The sequence below is a fragment of the Clostridium sp. MCC353 genome, assembly GCF_018785315.1.
Taxonomy (GTDB): Bacteria; Bacillota; Clostridia; order Lachnospirales; family Lachnospiraceae; genus CHH4-2.
On the sequence record NZ_WQPN01000094.1, the window covers coordinates 1 to 17,924 of the forward strand.

The following is a 17,924-nucleotide window of genomic DNA, read 5'->3' on the forward strand; positions in this document are numbered from 1 at the left end:
TATACAGCTTAAACAATGAGAGGATTAAGTCCCAACTGGCTGTTGGGTACTGAAACCCTACACTTATATATTAGGAGGAGCGCCCCCATGGACAGGCTGTTTAACCCGGAAAATCCGTTTTGGAGTTTTATGAATAAGGTGATGGATGTATTTATGATCAGCATCCTGTGGTTTATTTTCAGCATTCCGATCATCACCATAGGCGCTTCCACGACAGCGCTGTTTCAATTCACACTGAAGCAGACGGCTGATGAAGAAGGGTATGTGTGCAGAAGTTTTATCCGGGCATTTTTTAAAAATTTTGTTCAGGCAACTGCTGTCTGGGCGGCTGTGCTGGTATGCGGCGCATTTTTGGCCTTTGACCTGTATCTTTCCAGAAGGCTGCCGCTGATGCCGGTCATGCAGAATGGGCTGTTTTTTGCTATAATCAGCATCATGATTGTCTTTTTATTAACGGTTTTATATGTATTTCCCCTCTTGTCCTTTTTCCATGTTAAGCTGAAACAATTGATTGTGCATGCGTTTATCATGGCGGTGGGCAATCTGCATGTCAGCATCATCATCATTGCGATTTATGCGGCGGCAGGGGCGGCTGTGCTGTATATGCCCATGGCTTTTCCGGTGCTGTTCGGCATCGCGTGTTTTCTTTCGTCTTATTTTTACCGCATGGTATTCAGGAAATACGCAGAAGATCTCAACGACCGGGAGGAGTGACAAGGGTAAAAAAACAAAAAACAGTATAAAAGTATTGATAAAAAATAAACAAAATATACAATAAAAAATAACTGCCAATAGAGGGCTTTTGGACAATAATTATATGAAAATTAAAAAAATAGTTAAAAAATCATTGAAATTGTACAAAAGTTATAGTATACTAAGAACATGATAATGAATCCCAGCGCAGAGTGAAAGAGAAGGGAATAGACAAGTCAGCTTTGACTGGTCTATGCCCTTTTTTAATTTGCTTTCCTAAAGGGGAACTAAAGTTCAGGCAAAGCCATTCAGGCGGCCTGCAAATTATATTAAAGGAGGAACACTATGAAAAAAACATTAGCAATTGTTCTAACAGCAGCGATGGCGGCAGCCTCACTGGCAGGATGCAGCGGCGGAGGATCAACTGGTTCAGCCCAGGCGACAACCGCGGCGCAGGCAACAACCGCAGCCCCGGCAAAAGATACGGGGGGGGGTATTTCAGAGACAACAGCAGCGCCTCAGGTAGATAAATCTATCTACGAGATTACGGAGCCCATTACCATTAAGTGGTGGCATTCCCTGGAATCCCAGTATGCGGATGTAGTGGATAAAGTAGTTGCAGATTACAATGCGTCTCAGGATCTTGTAACTGTGGAAGCGGAATATATCGGAAGCTATACCCAGATCAACGAGGCTCTGGTAGCGGCTCATGCGGCGGGAACCGACCTTCCGGCCATTACAGTAGCCAATACCCCATATGTGGCTGAGTACGGAGCAGGCGGCCTTACAGAAGACCTGACCCCGTATATTGCGGCAACAGAATATGATGTGGAGGATTTTGGTGATGGTATGCTGTTAGCAGCTCAGTATGAGGGCAAACAGGTAGCTCTTCCATTCTTAATTTCCACTCAGGTTATGTATTATAATAAAGATATGGCTGACGCCAAAGGAATCACCATTCCTGAGAAATTTGATGATATGGACGCGTTCCTGGAATCCGTTTCCGAGGTGAATGCAGATGGAACCACCAATGTTTACGGAACCATTATACCAGGATGGGATCAGTGGTATTTTGAAACCTTCTATCTGAACAAAGGCGTTAAAATTATCAATGACGACGGCGTGACCACCGATCTGGATTCCGAGCAGGCAGTGGCAATTGCCAATAAATTTAAAGAATGGTGTTCAAAAGGATACGCTTATTGGGCAGCAGGAACAGATGCGTCCTCAATTATGCGTCAGAACTACATCGACGGAAAAGCATTTTCAGTTCTTCATACAAGTTCCCTGTATAACAGCTATGTAGATAAGTGCAGCTTTGAAGTTGGCATGGCATGGCTTCCGGGAGCAGAGACTAAGAACCAGGAAATCGGCGGCTGTGTACTTTTAATTCCGTCTAAGAATGATCAGGCAACCAAGAACGCGGCATGGGATTTCCTTCAGTATCTGTGCAGCAAGGATGTTAATATGACATGGGCAACCGGAACCGGTTATATGCCGACCAGAAAGTCCGTTCTGGAAACAGAAGAAGGTATTGAATTCTTAAAAGAAAAACCTGCATTCCAGTGTATCTTTGACAACCTTGACCTGATTCAGCCGAGAATCCAGCACAAAGCATGGAACCAGCTGACAACCGTATGGAAGAACAGCATGTCAGAAGCGCTTCTGGAATCCGATGTGGATATGGATGCTATCATCGAGCAGATGGTTGAAGAGATCAATGATGTATTAGGCGACGCATAATAAAAGGGGGGATAGCCGTGGATAAGAGAAAGGGAATTACCCCAAGGACGGTTTCTGCGTTCAAGGATTTTGCCTGTGTGCTGCCGGCTCTGCTGTTTCTCGTGGTTTTTACATATTATCCGATTGTGGAACTGATCAGGATCAGTTTTACCGACTGGAATCTTCTGAACGCAGAGTATAAATACGTGGGCTTTAAAAACTGGAACTGGCTGTTTTTTGGTACCGGCTTGAAATATTTGTTGAACTCCTTGAAGGTTACTATTTTATACTCCTTGGGAGAGCTGGGTATAACGCTGATCGGAGGAATGATTTTTGCTTTGATATTTAACCGTATGACTAAGTCTTTCTCCATCATGAGGGCAATTGTATTTATGCCTAAGTATATCGCCATGTCATCAGCGGCCGTTGTATTTTTGTGGATTTATAATAAAGACAACGGTATATTGAACTTCGTGCTTCAGGGCATGGGGCTTGCCAAGGTGGATTGGCTGGGTAATAGGAATACCGCGTTAATTTCCGTTCTGATTCTGACGGGCTGGAGGGCGATCGGCTACGGCATGATGATTTATCTGGCGGCTATGATGGGCATTTCGAGAGATTACTATGAGGCGGCGTCTCTGGATGGGGCTAGCGCCTTCCAGAGATTCTGGAAGATCACGCTTCCCATGCTTTCGCCTACCACATTGTTTTTATTCGTTACCACCTTCCTGTCCTCTATGAAGGTATTCCAGTCTGTGGATATCCTTACATCAGGAGGCCCTTACCGTTCAACAGAGGTATTTGTTTATAACATTTACCGGTACGCGATGGAAGATTTCAGGATGGACCGGGCATCGGTTATGGCTTTGTTTTTCTTTGTGATACTGCTCATAGTTACCGTATCTACCATGAAGGTATCTAACGGCAAAGTTACGTATGATTCATAAGGAGGCAGATATGGCAGACGAAGTAAAAACAATGGCAAAAGATAAAAATGAGGCCGCCAAACATAAGAAGAGGGTGGCGGCGGTATTTCAGTATGCATTGGCTATTTTTGTAGTGCTGGTGGTAGTATTCCCGATTTACTGGATGCTCATCTCATCTGTGAAATCCCAGGATGAGATCCTGCTTACCGTACCGACGCTGTGGCCCAAAGAATTTCATTTTGAAAACTACAGCAATGTATTCAACCGGGCGAATTTCAGCAAATACTACTTTAATACGGCAGTCATGACCGCAGGAATATTGGTTTCCCAGATTGTGACGGGCGTATTCGCCGCCTATGGATTTTCCAAAGGTAAATTTAAAGGCAAAAACGCGGCGTTCATATTCGTGCTGGGCGCGCTCATGGTGCCCCACCAGATAACCTTTATACCGATTTATATCATGTGCGCTAACTGGGGATTTTCAGATACCTTTATGGGTCTGATCCTTCCGGAAGCCGTGTCTCCTTATTACATCTTCATGCTGCGCCAGACATTTATGTCCATTGACGACAGCTACGTGGATGCCGCAAAGGTAGACGGACTTGGCAGAATCGGGGTTATCACTAAGATTTTAGCTCCTATGTGTAAATCAACCTTATTCACAGTTACCCTGGTAACATTTACAAATGGATGGAACTCCTATTTCTGGCCTAAGATCATCGCAAAAGGCGAGCATAGACGGGTTCTTACCGTAGGTCTGGCACAGCTTAAAAATACCTTTGCGGGCCAGGCGACAATGAACAACCATGAGATCATGGCCGGAGCCGTTATGGCCGTTGTGCCGGTTATCATCCTGTTTTTCATTTTCCAGAAGTATATGCTGACAGGTTACTCAAAAGCTGCTATGAAATAAAGTGAGGGTGAACATATGAAGGGCGCAAAAAGAATAAAAGCTGTTCTGATCTGTTTGCTTTCGGCGATGCTGCTTTTCGGATGCGGGGGAGGAAAAACAACCTCTCCCGCCCCGGAGACGGCGGCAGTTACGGCCCAGGCGGTAACAGAAGCACAGACGGCGGAAAAAGAGAAGACAGCAGCGGAGAAGGCTGCATCAGAAGAACAGAAAACAATTTCAGAGACGGAAAATCTGACTGAGACAAAGAGTGTGGAGGAAGTTCCCGAAGTCGACCGGTATGAAGAGATTATGGATCGTTCAGGTGACGAATCCAAATTATCTTTTTACTGCTGGGATATACGCGTAGGTGAGGATGCGGATGACAAGGCGGGAGACTCCACTTTATTTATTTCTCCGGACGGCAAGACCATGCTGCTGGACGCGGGCCATCCTGACTGCGCGGATCAGGTGATTGGTTATCTGAAGGATTTGGGCATTACCAGGATCGATTATTTTGTGGCTTCCCATCCTCATATTGACCATATCGGCTCATTTCCCAAGATCGCAGAAACCTTTGAGATCGGGAAAGCTTACCGGTCTGAGGTGGAGTATACGACCCAGACCTATCAAAATTATGTGGACGCGTTAAAAGCGCATGAGATACCAGTGGAATATCTGAAGGCCGGGGATACATTCTCTTTTGGGGACCAGATTACGGTCAAGATATACAATCCGGGGGAAGAGATCGTTTATCCCAAGGATTTTCCTAAAAACAGCACCGCTTTCATGAATAACCAGTCTCTGGCCATGAAGTTCCTGTACGGGGAATCCACAGTCCTTTTCTGCGGGGATCTTTATTCTGCAGCGGAACGGGATCTGGTGGAGCAGTATGGTGAAGAACTTCAGGCGGATGTGGTGAAAGCGAACCATCACGGAAGGGATACTTCCAACACGAAGAAATGGATTGAAACAGTGAAGCCGAAGATTGCGGTTGCGATGCTGGACCAGGCGGTCAATATGCCGGTGAGAAGCAAATACAATAAGGCGGATTCAGAGTTTTATATGACCTTTTATGATGGTATAATTAAAGTGGTTATGGATGACAAGAAAAATTATGAGGTTGTCAGCCAGCATGACAGCTGGCTTCATGAAGAGGAGCAATCAAAGTAGAGAGGGGGAGTTGTGCGGTCTTATGGAACTGAAAAAAAGAAAGCTGCTGGAGGAAACGGATCTGTTTGTACTGGATATGGACGGGACGTTTTATCTGGGCGATAAACTTCTGGATGGGGCGTTGGAATATCTGGAGGCGGTCCGGGCAGCCGGTAAGGAGTTTATATTTTTTACAAACAACTCTTCAAAATCCCCGAGGCTGTATCTGGATAAATTAAAACGGATGAACTGCCATATAACAAGGCGCCAGATTATGACCTCAGGAGATGTTACGATTCAATTTTTAAAAACCTATTATCCGGAAAAAAAGGTTTATTTGGTAGGGACGGATGCGCTGGAAGAATCGTTTGCGGAATCCGGAATCCATTTGACGCAGAGAAGCCCGGATATTGTGGTGGTTGGCTTCGATATAACCCTGACCTATGAAAAACTGGAAAAGGCGTGTACCTTTATCAGAAACGGGGCTATGTTCTTAGCCACGCATCTGGATATCAACTGCCCCGCTGAGGACGGGTTCATTCCGGACTGCGGAAGCCTGTGCGCGGCCATTACGCTGTCAACCAAGGTGGAACCCAGGTATCTGGGAAAACCGTTCCCGGAAACGGTGGAGATGGTGCTGAGGCAGACCGGAGTGCCCAGAGAGCGGATTGCCTTTGTGGGTGACCGCCTGTACACGGATGTGGCCACCGGAGTGAAGAATGGAGCCAAAGGCTATCTGGTTCTGACCGGTGAGACGAAGAGAGAAGATTTGGCGGATGCGGTTATCCAGCCGGATGCGGTATTCGAATCGCTGAAAGAGATGGGAACCTATTTAGAAGAGATGATGACGGAAAAGAGGTTGGCAATATGAAGGTATATGCACATCGGGGAAGCAGCGGTACTTACCCGGAAAATACGATGATTGCGTTTGAAAAGGCGGTGGAAGAAGGCTGCGATGGGATTGAACTGGACGTCCAGCTCACAAAAGACGGCCATGTGGTCGTAATCCATGATGAAGAATTGAAACGGACTACGGGTGAGGATGGCTGTGTCAGGGATTATACCCTGGAAGAACTGAAAAAGTTCGATGCGGGAAAGATCAAAGACGGCGCATACGGGTTCCAGGGGATTCCATCGTTTGATGAATACTGTGAATTCGCGGCGGAAAAAAAGATTATAACCAATATCGAGATCAAAACCGGAGTGTATTATTATGAGAAGATAGAGGAAAAGACGCTGGAAGTGCTGAAACGTCATCATTTGGAAGACAAGGTTTTGTTTTCCTCCTTTAACCACCTTTCCATTCTGGAACTCAAAAAACTGGCCCCGGAGATCCCATGCGGCGCGCTGCTGGGGAAAAAAGGGCTGGGGAATGCCGGTTACTACTGTAATAAGTTTAATTTTGAATATTATCATCCGGATTTCAGCACTTTGACTGAGGAGGCAGTGGAAAACTGCAGGAAGTATGGAATCGGAACCAATGTTTGGACGGTCAACACCACAGAAGAATTTAACAGGCTTTATGACTGGAAATGTGATGGCGCAATCACCAATTATCCGGGACTTTGCAGGAATTGGCTTAAAGCGATAGAAAATGGGAATTAGCTTGACGATCACCGGTTATATGTTAAAGTATTAGTGGGAGGAATGACATCATGGAAAATGCTCGAATGAAGATTATAGACTTACTGGAAACTTCGCCTGTGATTGCAGCCGTGAAGGATGAAAAGGGCCTGAGAAGGTGCTTTGAATCGGAGTGCGGCGTGGTGTTTATATTGTACGGAAACCTGTGCAACATAGCGGGAATTGTGAATCAGGTGAAAAATCAGGGAATGACGGCTATTGTGCACGTGGATTTTATCGCGGGCCTGAGCACCAAGGAAATCGCTGTGGATTTTATTAAGCAGAATACCAGGGCCGACGGAATTATCAGCACCAAACCGATGCTGGTGAAGAGGGCTCAGGATTTAGGCATGTACAGCGGCCAGCGGACCTTCCTGATTGATTCCATTGCCCTTGGGACGCTGAAACGGCAGATTGAAGTTTTCCGCCCCGACTTTATCGAAATTATGCCGGGTATTATGCCTACAATACTTAAACACATGAAGGAATATACGGACATTCCGATCGTGGCAGGCGGTCTTATTTTTGACAAGAAAGATGTTATGGCTGCATTTGACGCAGGAGTGGATGCCGTATCCACCAGCCGGGAAGAACTGTGGTTTATTTAGAATTACATATGGCGTAACAGTTCGGACAAATCTGAACTGTTACGCATCCAGCCCATTAAAGCCGCCTGCGGCGAGGGGCTGGATGCTGCGGCCGCTATGCTTTCGTACGGTCCGCGCAGTAAATGCGCAGACCTATCTGAACAGTTGCCATATGGCGTCAATATTGGGAAAGGCCTGTTAACGGAAGCTTGACAATGTCTGGATGCCTATGGTATCATTATTTCAATAAGTTACCTTTGAGATGAGAGAGTAAGGTTGACGGACAGAAAGCATTTTTCTGTCTGTTAGCGTTACTCTCTTTTTATTTTACAAATATAAAGGGGGGAGCAGTATTTTTGGAACTATGGGATTACGTAGTCGATACCGCCCATGAATGGAGCCTTAGGGGGTGTACGATCAGGATGATGTTTGCTCTGGTCATAGGGACGTTGATTGGTATCGACAGGGGGATGAAGAGGCGCGGCGCGGGGATTAAAACCCATACCCTTGTCTGCCTGGGATCCGCCATGGTCATGATGACCAGCGAATACATGTTTGTCAATTATGACGAGGGTCTGGATCTGTCCAGAATGGGGGCTCAGGTAGTGAGCGGCGTTGGTTTTCTGGGCGTCGGCACCATCATTGTTACGGGCAGAAACCAGGTGAGAGGGCTCACCACCGCGGCCGGCCTGTGGGCCTGTGCCTGTATCGGCCTGGCGGCGGGAATCGGATTCATAGAAGGGGCTATGATCTGTCTCATACTGGTGATGTTCACGTTACAGGTGATGACTAAAGTGGATTACATAGCGCATAAATATGCCAAAGTTTATGATCTTTACCTGGAATTTGAATCCAACCGGTGTATGGCTTCCTTTGTTTCGGAAGTCCGGAACAGCGGCTGCAAGCTGGCCCATTTTGAACTTTCCAAGAACAAGATTAAGGGAGAGGGGCCTACGGCCATTGCCACAATCGAGGTCCGGGATAAGAAGATGCGCCCCGAACTGCTGAACACCATCCGGCAGATGGAGTTCGTGAAATATGTGGAGGAATTGTAGAGAAAAAAATGAACACAAGGAGATAGACTATGAATGGATTTGATTATGACGTAACCATAATAGGCGGCGGAGTGACCGGCTCTGCTGTCGCCAGAGAGCTTTCCCGCTATGACCTCAGGGTCTGCCTGATTGAAAAGGAAGAGGATGTTTGTTCGGGAACGTCAAAAGCCAACAGCGCCATTGTCCATGCGGGATATGACGCCGCAACGGGATCTCTGAAGGCAAAGCTGAATGTGGAAGGCAACCGGATCATGGGAGAACTGTCCGAAGAGCTGGATTTCGATTTTAAGCGCAACGGTTCCATGGTGCTGTGTTTCTCAGAAGAGGACCTTCCGGCTTTGAAGGAACTCCACGCAAGGGGAGTTGCCAACGGAGTTCCGGATATCTGCATCGTTTCCGGAGACGAAGCCCGGGAGATGGAGCCCAACCTGTCCGACGAAGTGGTGGCGGCCATTTACGCGCCCACCGGCGGCATCGTATGTCCTTTCGGCCTGACCATAGCCCTGGCGGAGAACGCCTGTGACAATGGAGTGGAATTTAAGTTCCTCACAGAAGTGGAATCCATTGAAAAGGCAGAGGGAGGATACCGCCTGGTTACCAATAAAGGAGAGATAAAAACCAGATATGTGGTGAATGCGGCCGGCGTTTATGCCGATGTGTTCCATAACATGGTCTGTGAAGATAAGATACATATTGTGCCCAGAAAGGGAGATTACTGCCTGCTTGACAAAGAGGCGGGGAACTTTGTGAGCCGCACCATTTTCCAGCTTCCGGGCAAGTACGGCAAGGGGATTCTGGTTACTCCTACGGTTCATGGAAACCTGCTGGTGGGGCCTACGGCAGCCGATATCGAGGACAAAGAAGGAACGGCTACAACGGCCGCAGAACTGGCTGAAGCCATGTCCAAAGCGTCCAAGAGCGTAAAGAACATTCCCTTCCGCCTGACCATCACTTCATTTTCCGGGTTAAGGGCCCATGAAGACGGGGATGATTTTATCCTGAAAGAATCAGCCGACGGTTTCTTCGACGCGGCCGGAATCGAATCCCCAGGGCTTTCCTGTGCGCCGGCCATCGGAAAATACATCGCTGACATGGTGGTGGAGAAAGCCGGAGCGGAAGAAAAGAAAGAGTTTAAAGCCGGCAGAAAGGGAATCGTGCGTCCGGAACTCCTGAGCAAGGAAGAGCGGGAAGCATTGATCCGTGAAAATCCTGCCTACGGGGTGATCGTCTGCCGCTGTGAAGGCGTCAGCGAAGGCGAAATTGTGGATGCGGTAACGCGGACATTGGGAGCTGTGTCGCTGGATGGAATCAAGCGCAGGGTGAGAGCCGGTATGGGCCGCTGCCAGGCCGGATTCTGCACGCCCAGAACCATGGAGATTCTTTCAAGAGAACGGAACCTGTCAATGGAAGAAATTTGTAAAAATGGACCCGGATCGGAAATGCTGACCGGAAATAAATAAATTTTGCCGGAGAACAGGCGGAAATGGAGGAAATGATGACGGAGTATGATATTGTTATAATCGGAGGCGGACCGGCAGGCCTGGCTGCGGCAGTGGCAGCTCATGATAAGGGAGCAGAGAATATCCTGATCCTGGAAAGGGACAGCAGCCTGGGCGGTATTTTGAACCAGTGCATTCACAATGGTTTCGGCCTTCACACATTTAAGGAAGAACTGACAGGGCCTGAGTATGCCCAGAGATATATAGATATGGCCCGTGACCGTGAAATTCCCTATAAATTGAATTCCATGGTAATTGACATCACGGATAAGAAAGAGATTACATACATCAGCCGCAGCGACGGAATGGTGACCATAAAAGCCAAAGCCATCGTCCTGGCTATGGGCTGCAGAGAACGTCCGAGAGGAGCCCTGAATATTCCGGGTTACCGTCCGGCGGGAATCTATTCCGCGGGAACTGCCCAGCGGCTTATGAATATTGAAGGGCACAGTGTGGGTAAAGAAGTGGTGATCCTGGGGTCCGGAGATATCGGCCTCATCATGGCCCGCAGAATGACCCTGGAAGGGGCCAAGGTAAAAGTGGTTGCGGAACTGATGCCTTATTCCGGCGGCCTGAAACGAAACATCGTACAGTGTCTGGACGATTACGGCATCCCGTTAAAACTCAGCCACACTGTGGTGAATATAGAAGGCAAGAAGAGGGTTACGGGGATCACCCTGGCTCAAGTGGATGAAAACAGAAAGCCGATTCCGGGCACAGAGGAACATTACAGCTGTGATACCCTGCTTTTGTCCGTAGGGCTTCTTCCTGAAAATGAACTCACCCGCCAGATCGGCGCGTCCTTAAACCCTGTTACCGGAGGCCCGGTGGTCAATGACCATCTGGAGACGGGAGCGGAAGGCATATTCGCCTGCGGCAATGTGCTCCATGTCCATGACCTGGTGGATTATGTATCCCAGGAAGCAGCTCTGGCAGGCGAGAACGCGGCTCTTTACGTGAAGGCGGGAGAAGATGCCTCAGAGAACCACGAAGTGGTTTTAAAGGCCCAAAACGGCGTCCGTTACACCGTGCCGCAGATTTTGGATATCAACCACATGCAGGACGCGGTCACGGTCCGTTTCCGTGTGGCAGACGTTTACAAAGACCGGTCGATCTGTGTATATTATGACGGAGTCCAGGTTTCCAAAAGAAAAAAGAAAGTATTGGCGCCTGGAGAGATGGAGCAGGTAGTGCTGAAAAAACAGAGTTTTTCTGATTATCCGGATCTGAAAGAAATCGTGATCTGCACAGAGGAATAGCTGAGACGCTTTTGAATGGAGGAAATATGGAGAAGAGAGAATTGATATGCATTGGCTGCCCTCTGGGCTGCCCTATGACAGTTACCATAGAGGGTGAAGATATAAAGGTAGAGGGCAATACATGCGCCCGCGGAGATGCGTATGCCAGAAAAGAGATCCTGAGCCCTACCCGTATTGTCACATCCAGCATCACGGTGAACGGAGGCAGAATCGCCATGGTTTCCGTGAAAACCAAGAACGATATCCCTAAGGGAAAGATTTTTGACTGCATGGAAGAGATCCGCAGAACCCATGTGGATGCGCCGGTTAAAATCGGAGAGGTGCTGATTCCCAACTGCGCGGGAACCGGCGTTGATATTGTGGCGACCAAAAATGTGGAAAAAGCATAGGGTTTGCCGGCATATATATTAAGATCGTATTTATAAAGAGCGTATTATAAAGATCGTTTTATAAAGAGCCTGGGATCCGGTGGATGTTATCGGATTCCGGGCTGATTGTGTTTGTATTAAAATTGTGCCGATCTATGTATTTAAAGAATTATTTCATTATAAAAGTAATAAAATACTGATAAATAAATAACAATATACAGATAATAAGATGATATATGACAAGATGTTGGGAAGAATAAAAAAGTTAATAAAATTATCAGAAAAAGGTTGAAAAAGTAAATAACTTATAGTATACTATGCTCATGACATTGGATCCCAACAAAGAGATAAAGAGCAGGGAAGCAGACTTTGTATTTAATACTTAGTTTGTTTCCTTTTTTGTTATGTGTTTAAGAGGATCTCGATTTCGCGGCCGACTTGTTTAATGATAAATTGCTCCGGGCATTTATAAAATTTAACAACGATTTAATGTAAACTTAATAAGAAATAATCAAAAAGCCAGTATACTGGTAATGTGATAACTCAGCAAAGAGAAGAAGAGAAGGAATGGAGCTATCGGCATTATTATGCCATAGTCTGTACTTCTTTTTTCTTTGGCCTGAATCAGGCGGCAGAGAGATAAAAAGGTCACTACCGTTTAAGAACGGATGATAAAAGAAGGAGGATTTATATGAAAAAGAAAGCATTGGCACTGGTATTGGCAACGGCAATGGCGGCAATGACGGCATGTTCAGGCGGAGGAAGCGCTCCGGCCACACAGGCACAGGCTCCGGCAGGAACTGAGGAAGTGAAAAAAGGGGAAAGTAAAGAGGCGGCAGAGACGCCAGCTCCTCCGGCGGATGGCGGACAGGATGTGGAAACGGTTAAAATCGGCGTGGGCGCTATGAGCAATAACTTTAACCCATGCAAGGATATGGGAATCCAGGCGCTGAGAATGATTTACAATGTTCATGACCGTCTGATGTATCAGGATAAAGACGGCAATATCCAGCCGCAGCTGGCTGAAAGCTGGGACTGGGTAGACGACACTACCTTTGAACTGAAGCTGAAAGAGGGCGTGAAGTTCCACAATGGAGACGAAATGACGGCCAATGACGTAAAATTCACCTTTGATCTGGCTATTTCCGGCGAGGTCGGAAGCGCAGTAACCAATGTTGTGGATTCTGTGGAATCCGTGGAAGTGGTGGATGACCATACGGTGCGCCTGCATCTGAAATGGCCGGATTCCATCATCACCACCAGGCTTTCCGCCACCCGTACCGCTTATATCCTTCCCCAGAAATACTATGAAGAAGTGGGCGGACTGGAAGGTTACAACGCGGCTCCCATCGGATGCGGCCCTTACAAAGTTGCCAACATCATGCAGGGCGAGAAGATCATACTGGAACGTTTTGAAGACTACCATGGGGACAAGCCTCATGTAAAAAATATCGAATTTATCAAGTTCGGCGAGGACGCCACCAGAATGACGGCTCTTTTAAACGGTGAAGTGGATATCATCAACGACATCAATAACGACCTTCTGGCAAACTTCCAGAATGAACCGAATGTAAAAACACATGTGACTCCGGTTGAACTGTTCCATCTGTATGTTTATAACACCAACGAAGGCCCCACCGCTTCCAAAGAGCTCCGTCAGGCCATGAACATGGCAATTGACAGACAGCTTTTGGTGGAAACTCTCTGGGGAGAGGGCGCTTACGTTCCTAACGGCTGGCAGATTGAAGGGTTCGGAGATTATTACATAGACGATTATGAAGCGGTGCAGTATGATCCGGAACGGGCAAAAGAGCTGGTAGCGGCATCCGGTTATGACGGAAGCACCATTGACCTCCAGGTCGTACCAAACTATTACATGAACGATGTCCAGGCTGCGGAAGCGTGTGTGGATATGTGGAAACAGATCGGCGTAAATGTTCAGGTTGTATTTACGGAAAAACTGGAAAAGCACTTCCCGGGACTTCGTACCTGGTCCTGTGCGGTACGTTATGACGACCCATTAGGCGCCATCTGGCTTCAGTTCCCGGACAGCGACCTGATGGACATCATGTGGCCCAATCCTCCGGAAGAGATCTATACGGAAGCCGGAGACATTTTGAAGAAGAGCACGGATAAAGAAGAGAGAAAACAGGGCGCCAGAAGATTCCTGGAAATTATGGATGACGAAGTTCCTGCATCCTATCTGTATCTGCCGGAAGAAATCTGGGGAATCCGCACAGACCGTAACTTTGAATGGGATCCTTACTGGACATCTTTTCAGATCGTTTCCCTGCGTGCTGAAGATTTCTGGGGAAAATAATAGATTGAGAAATGGGAGCTGATTTATGGACGAAATATTACGGGTTAATAATTTAAAGGTTTACTATTACTCCAAAAAGAAGGTAGTGCCCGCTGTGGACGGCGTCAGCTTTACCCTGAAAAAGGGAGAAATACTGGGGATCGTTGGGGAATCAGGATGTGGAAAGAGTACGGTTGTACGCGGCGTCATCGGTCTGATTGATGAACGGTATACGAGAATAGAAGAGGGAGAGGTTCTTTTGGGCGGTAAGGATCTGGTGGAAATGAGCCAGAAGGAGCTTTGCAAAATCAGAGGCAAAAAGATCTCCATGATTTTCCAGAACCCGCTGTCTTCCCTGAATCCGGTTTATACCATTGGAAGCCAGATCGAAGAGGCCATTTTAACCCATGAAAAACTGCCCAAAGAAAAGGTGCGGGAAAGGGTGATGGACCTTCTGAAACTGGTCCATATTCCGGCTCCTGAATTACGGTATAACGATTATCCCCATCAGATGTCCGGCGGCATGCAGCAGCGTGTGCTGATCGCCATCGCGCTGGCCTGTAACCCGGAGGTGATCATTGCGGACGAGCCCACGACCGCTCTTGATGTTACCATCCAGGCGCAGATTCTGGAACTTCTCCGGGAATTGAACGAAAAAACCGGCGTTGGGGTTATCTTCATCACTCACAACATGGGCGTGGTAGCCGAAATGTGTGAGGAAATGATGGTCATGTATGGAGGTGTCGTGGTGGAAAAGGGCAAATGCGAAGCCATTTTCGCCAGCCCGCGGCACCCCTATACAAGGGGGCTTTTGGCGGCAATCCCCAGCATCAAGGAGGATAAAGAGGAGCTGTTTTCCATAAAGGGACATGTTCCGGTATTCACCCATCCCGTGCAGCAGTGCCGGTTCGCCAGCCGCTGCGATTACTGCGAGGAGAGGTGCAGGCAGCAGGAACCGCCGCTTACCGTCATAGACGGAAGAGAAGTCCGCTGTTTCAGAGTGGAAGAGATCAAAGGAAGGGGGCAGAATGATGGAAAATAGAGAAGTAATACTGTCCGTGGATGGGGTAAAACGATATTTTCCAGTCCGCAAAGGCTTTCTGTTTCCCAAGATACTGGGCCATGTAAAAGCCGTGGACAATATCAGCTTTGAGCTTCATGAAGGAGAGGCCCTGGGGGTTGTGGGGGAATCCGGCTGTGGTAAGACCACATTGGGAAAACTGATCATCGGCCTGGATAACCCTACGGATGGGAAGATATGCTTTTTAGGACAGGAGATCAGCAAACACGTAAAAGGGGACGTGCGCCAGAAGATCCAGATGGTGTTCCAGGACCCCTATTCATCCTTAGACCCCAGGATGAATGTGCGCAGGCTGATCGAAGAACCATTGAGAATTCATACGAATTTAAGCGCCAGGGAAAAACTGGATATCGTGAAGCCTCTGGTTGAGCTGGTGGGGCTTCGGGAAGACGCCCTGGAAAAATATCCCCACGAGTTTTCAGGAGGGCAGAGGCAGAGGATTGGAATTGCAAGAGCCCTTGTGCTGGAGCCCAAACTGCTGGTTTGCGACGAGCCGGTTTCGGCCCTTGACGTTTCCATACAGGCGCAGATATTAAACTTATTCAAACAGCTTCAGAAAAAGAAAAATCTGGCATACGTGTTCATTTCCCACGATATGAGCGTGATCCGGCATGTCAGTGACCGGATCATGGTAATGTATCTGGGGCAGGTGATGGAGGTAGCTCCAAAGAAGGAATTGTTTGACAATACCCTTCACCCCTATTCGGTTGCGCTGATGGATGCCATTCCTGTGCCGGATCCCAAATATAAGAGAAGAAGGAAACTGCTGACGGGAGACATTCCGAGCCCGATTAACGCTCCGGCGGGCTGTCCGTTCCAGACCAGATGCCCCAGAGTGATGGAGTGCTGCAAAGAAAGCCGTCCTCCGCTTGTGGAGGTGGAGCCGGAACATTACGTGGCCTGCCATCTGTTTGACAAGGAGGTGAAGAAAGCATGAAAAAATATGTGATTTCCAGAGCGATTAAGGTGTTTGTTACGATTTGGTTTGTCTGGACCCTGATTTTTGTGCTCACCAGATTTACAGGAGACCCTGTCGAATGGATTTTCGGGGATCAGGATACTTCGGAAGCGGCTATTGCGGCTTTGCGGGAGAGTTTGGGGCTGGATCTGCCCATTTGGAAACAGTACATTGTCTCCATCACAGGCCTGTTTAAAGGGGATGCGGGAACCAGCTTTTATTTCTCCAGGCCGGTAGTGGAACTGTTTGCGGAACGGATCGGATTGACCGCTTCTTTGGGAGCGGGATCTTTGGGGCTGGCTGTGGTGATCGGAGTTCCCATGGGATTATTCGCAGCCATTAACCGGGGGACTGTTTATGACAGGACCTGTATCGGAATTACGGTGATCGGGCATACCATACCTAACTTTGTATTGGGTATTTTATTGATTTATGTATTTTCTCTGAGACTGAGAATGCTGCCCAGCGGCAGTACGGGAACCTGGAAAAACTATATCATGCCGATGATCACGCTGGCGGTAGGGCCTGCCACCACCATCGCCAGGCTTACGAGAACCGCTCTTTTGGACGTCATCGGACAGGATTACCTGGACTGCGCCAGGGCTAAGGGAGTGAATGAACGGATGGTGGTATTTAAACACGCCCTGCGGAATGCGCTGATCCCGGTGGTGACCGTGATGGGAACCCAGCTGAGCATTCTGATCGGCGGCGCTGTAATTGTGGAAAATGTTTTCGCATGGCCGGGGATGGGAACATTGATTATCAAGGCGGCACAAAGAAGGGATTTCCCGGTGGTGCAGTATGGCATTCTGCTGATCGTAATCTTTGTATCCGTTGTTAACTTTGTGGTCGATCTTTCCTATGGCTTTCTGGACCCGCGTATCCGTGACAGCCGGGATAACAGCTAAGGAGGGGGAACGTGATGAGCACAAAGAAGAAAAAGAAAAAAGAAATCAAGATCAAAAGCGGGATTCCGCCCAGCATCCTGTTTTTAATGATAACCTTTGTTTTAATTGTAGGAATCTCTTTACTGGCGCCGGTACTGTTTCCGGTGGACTTAGGCGCTACCAATCTGAGGGCAAGGCTTCAGGCGCCTAGTTTCATAGACCCGTCTTCCACTTATCTGTTCGGAACGGACAGTGTGGGAAGGGATCTGGCAGTCCGCATCCTTTATGCCACCAGAATGACTATTAAAATTGCGTTTACCGGAATGGTGTTCGCTCTGGTGATCGGGACTGTGTTAGGCATACTGGCGGGTATGTGCGGCGGGAAAGTGGATTTGTTCGTAACCTTCCTTTCCGATGCCAGACAATCGATTCCAAACACATTTATCGGTATATTCTGCGCCTGCTTTTTTGGCGGAGGCGAGGGAATGATCATATTGGTAATTGCGCTTACGGGCTGGTCGGCTTATACTAAATTAATGAGAAGCCAGATCCTTCAACTGAAGGAGGCAAAGTACATAGAGTGCAGCCGGGCCATGGGGGCCTCGGGTCTGCGCATCGCCATAGAACATATCCTGCCCAATATGGCGTCCCTTTTGATCGTCAGGGCTACCATGAGTTTAAGCGCTTATATCCTTTTGGAAAGTTCCCTGTCCTATCTGGGACTTGGAATCCAGCCGCCCCAGACTTCATTGGGAGTGTTGATTTCCGAGGGCCGGGATTATCTGACCAACCAGTGGTGGCTGGCTATTATACCCAGCATTGTGATGATCTTTTTAATCATGCAGGTCTCCCTTTTGGGCGACTGGGTCCGCGATAAGCTGGATCCTAAATTGAAGAACCGCTCCTGATGGGAACGGGAGGAAGGT

At 47.9% G+C, this 17,924-nt stretch carries 17 protein-coding genes; all 17 read left to right on the top strand.

Features of this window, described 5'->3' with window-relative positions:
• Positions 1–87 precede the first annotated feature (87 nt).
• The 17 genes from GPL15_RS16435 to GPL15_RS16515 all read left to right on the top strand — a co-directional run bounded on the left by GPL15_RS16435 (position 88) and on the right by GPL15_RS16515 (position 17,906).
• On the top strand, positions 88–714 hold the full coding sequence (locus GPL15_RS16435) for a DUF624 domain-containing protein (RefSeq protein WP_215699776.1): 627 nt from the start codon (positions 88–90) through the stop codon (positions 712–714).
• A gap of 324 nt (positions 715–1,038) precedes the next feature.
• On the top strand, positions 1,039–2,436 hold the full coding sequence (locus tag GPL15_RS16440) for an ABC transporter substrate-binding protein (protein WP_215699777.1): 1,398 nt from the start codon (positions 1,039–1,041) through the stop codon (positions 2,434–2,436).
• A gap of 17 nt (positions 2,437–2,453) precedes the next feature.
• Positions 2,454–3,362, top strand: coding sequence for a sugar ABC transporter permease (locus tag GPL15_RS27535; protein ID WP_215699778.1), 909 nt, complete (start codon positions 2,454–2,456; stop codon positions 3,360–3,362).
• Between the two features lie 10 nt (positions 3,363–3,372).
• Positions 3,373–4,254 (top strand): carbohydrate ABC transporter permease, encoded by an 882-nt coding sequence (locus tag GPL15_RS16450; RefSeq protein WP_215699779.1) that lies wholly within the window; start codon positions 3,373–3,375, stop codon positions 4,252–4,254.
• A gap of 15 nt (positions 4,255–4,269) precedes the next feature.
• A complete protein-coding gene (locus GPL15_RS16455; RefSeq protein WP_215699780.1) occupies positions 4,270–5,403 on the top strand; it encodes an MBL fold metallo-hydrolase in 1,134 nt (377 codons plus the stop codon).
• A gap of 22 nt (positions 5,404–5,425) precedes the next feature.
• Positions 5,426–6,253 (top strand): HAD-IIA family hydrolase, encoded by an 828-nt coding sequence (locus GPL15_RS16460; RefSeq protein ID WP_215699781.1) that lies wholly within the window; start codon positions 5,426–5,428, stop codon positions 6,251–6,253.
• Complete coding sequence (locus GPL15_RS16465; RefSeq protein WP_215699782.1) at positions 6,250–6,987, top strand: glycerophosphodiester phosphodiesterase; 738 nt, start codon at positions 6,250–6,252, stop codon at positions 6,985–6,987. Before GPL15_RS16460 ends, GPL15_RS16465 begins: the two co-directional genes overlap by 4 nt.
• A gap of 50 nt (positions 6,988–7,037) precedes the next feature.
• On the top strand, positions 7,038–7,613 hold the full coding sequence (locus GPL15_RS16470; protein WP_252198471.1) for a glycerol-3-phosphate responsive antiterminator: 576 nt from the start codon (positions 7,038–7,040) through the stop codon (positions 7,611–7,613).
• 335 nt (positions 7,614–7,948) lie between these two features.
• Positions 7,949–8,647, top strand: a complete 699-nt coding sequence (locus tag GPL15_RS16475) for an MgtC/SapB family protein (RefSeq protein ID WP_252198472.1) — start codon at positions 7,949–7,951, stop codon at positions 8,645–8,647.
• A 29-nt stretch (positions 8,648–8,676) separates the two neighbouring features.
• Entirely contained in the window at positions 8,677–10,107 is a 1,431-nt protein-coding gene (locus tag GPL15_RS16480) for an NAD(P)/FAD-dependent oxidoreductase (RefSeq protein WP_215699783.1), read from the top strand.
• Positions 10,108–10,142: 35 nt separating this feature from the next.
• Positions 10,143–11,405 carry an FAD-dependent oxidoreductase gene (locus GPL15_RS16485; protein WP_215699884.1) on the top strand — a complete coding sequence of 421 codons (1,263 nt, stop codon included), beginning with the start codon at positions 10,143–10,145 and terminating at the stop codon, positions 11,403–11,405.
• 26 nt (positions 11,406–11,431) lie between these two features.
• The gene (locus GPL15_RS16490) at positions 11,432–11,794 is read left to right on the top strand and encodes a DUF1667 domain-containing protein (protein ID WP_215699784.1); all 363 of its coding nucleotides are present in this window, start codon (positions 11,432–11,434) and stop codon (positions 11,792–11,794) included.
• Positions 11,795–12,464: 670 nt separating this feature from the next.
• Positions 12,465–14,093 carry an ABC transporter substrate-binding protein gene (locus tag GPL15_RS16495; RefSeq protein WP_215699785.1) on the top strand — a complete coding sequence of 543 codons (1,629 nt, stop codon included), beginning with the start codon at positions 12,465–12,467 and terminating at the stop codon, positions 14,091–14,093.
• A 25-nt stretch (positions 14,094–14,118) separates the two neighbouring features.
• Complete coding sequence (locus GPL15_RS16500) at positions 14,119–15,114, top strand: ABC transporter ATP-binding protein (RefSeq protein ID WP_215699786.1); 996 nt, start codon at positions 14,119–14,121, stop codon at positions 15,112–15,114.
• Positions 15,101–16,090: an oligopeptide/dipeptide ABC transporter ATP-binding protein gene (locus tag GPL15_RS16505; RefSeq protein ID WP_215699787.1), complete on the top strand. Its 990-nt coding sequence runs from the start codon at positions 15,101–15,103 to the stop codon at positions 16,088–16,090. The genes GPL15_RS16500 and GPL15_RS16505 overlap by 14 nt, the downstream gene beginning before the upstream one ends.
• Positions 16,087–17,019 carry an ABC transporter permease gene (locus GPL15_RS16510; protein WP_215699788.1) on the top strand — a complete coding sequence of 311 codons (933 nt, stop codon included), beginning with the start codon at positions 16,087–16,089 and terminating at the stop codon, positions 17,017–17,019. The genes GPL15_RS16505 and GPL15_RS16510 overlap by 4 nt, the downstream gene beginning before the upstream one ends.
• Before the next feature lie 14 nt (positions 17,020–17,033).
• Positions 17,034–17,906, top strand: a complete 873-nt coding sequence (locus GPL15_RS16515) for an ABC transporter permease (RefSeq protein ID WP_215699789.1) — start codon at positions 17,034–17,036, stop codon at positions 17,904–17,906.
• The last annotated feature ends 18 nt before the right edge of the window (positions 17,907–17,924 follow it).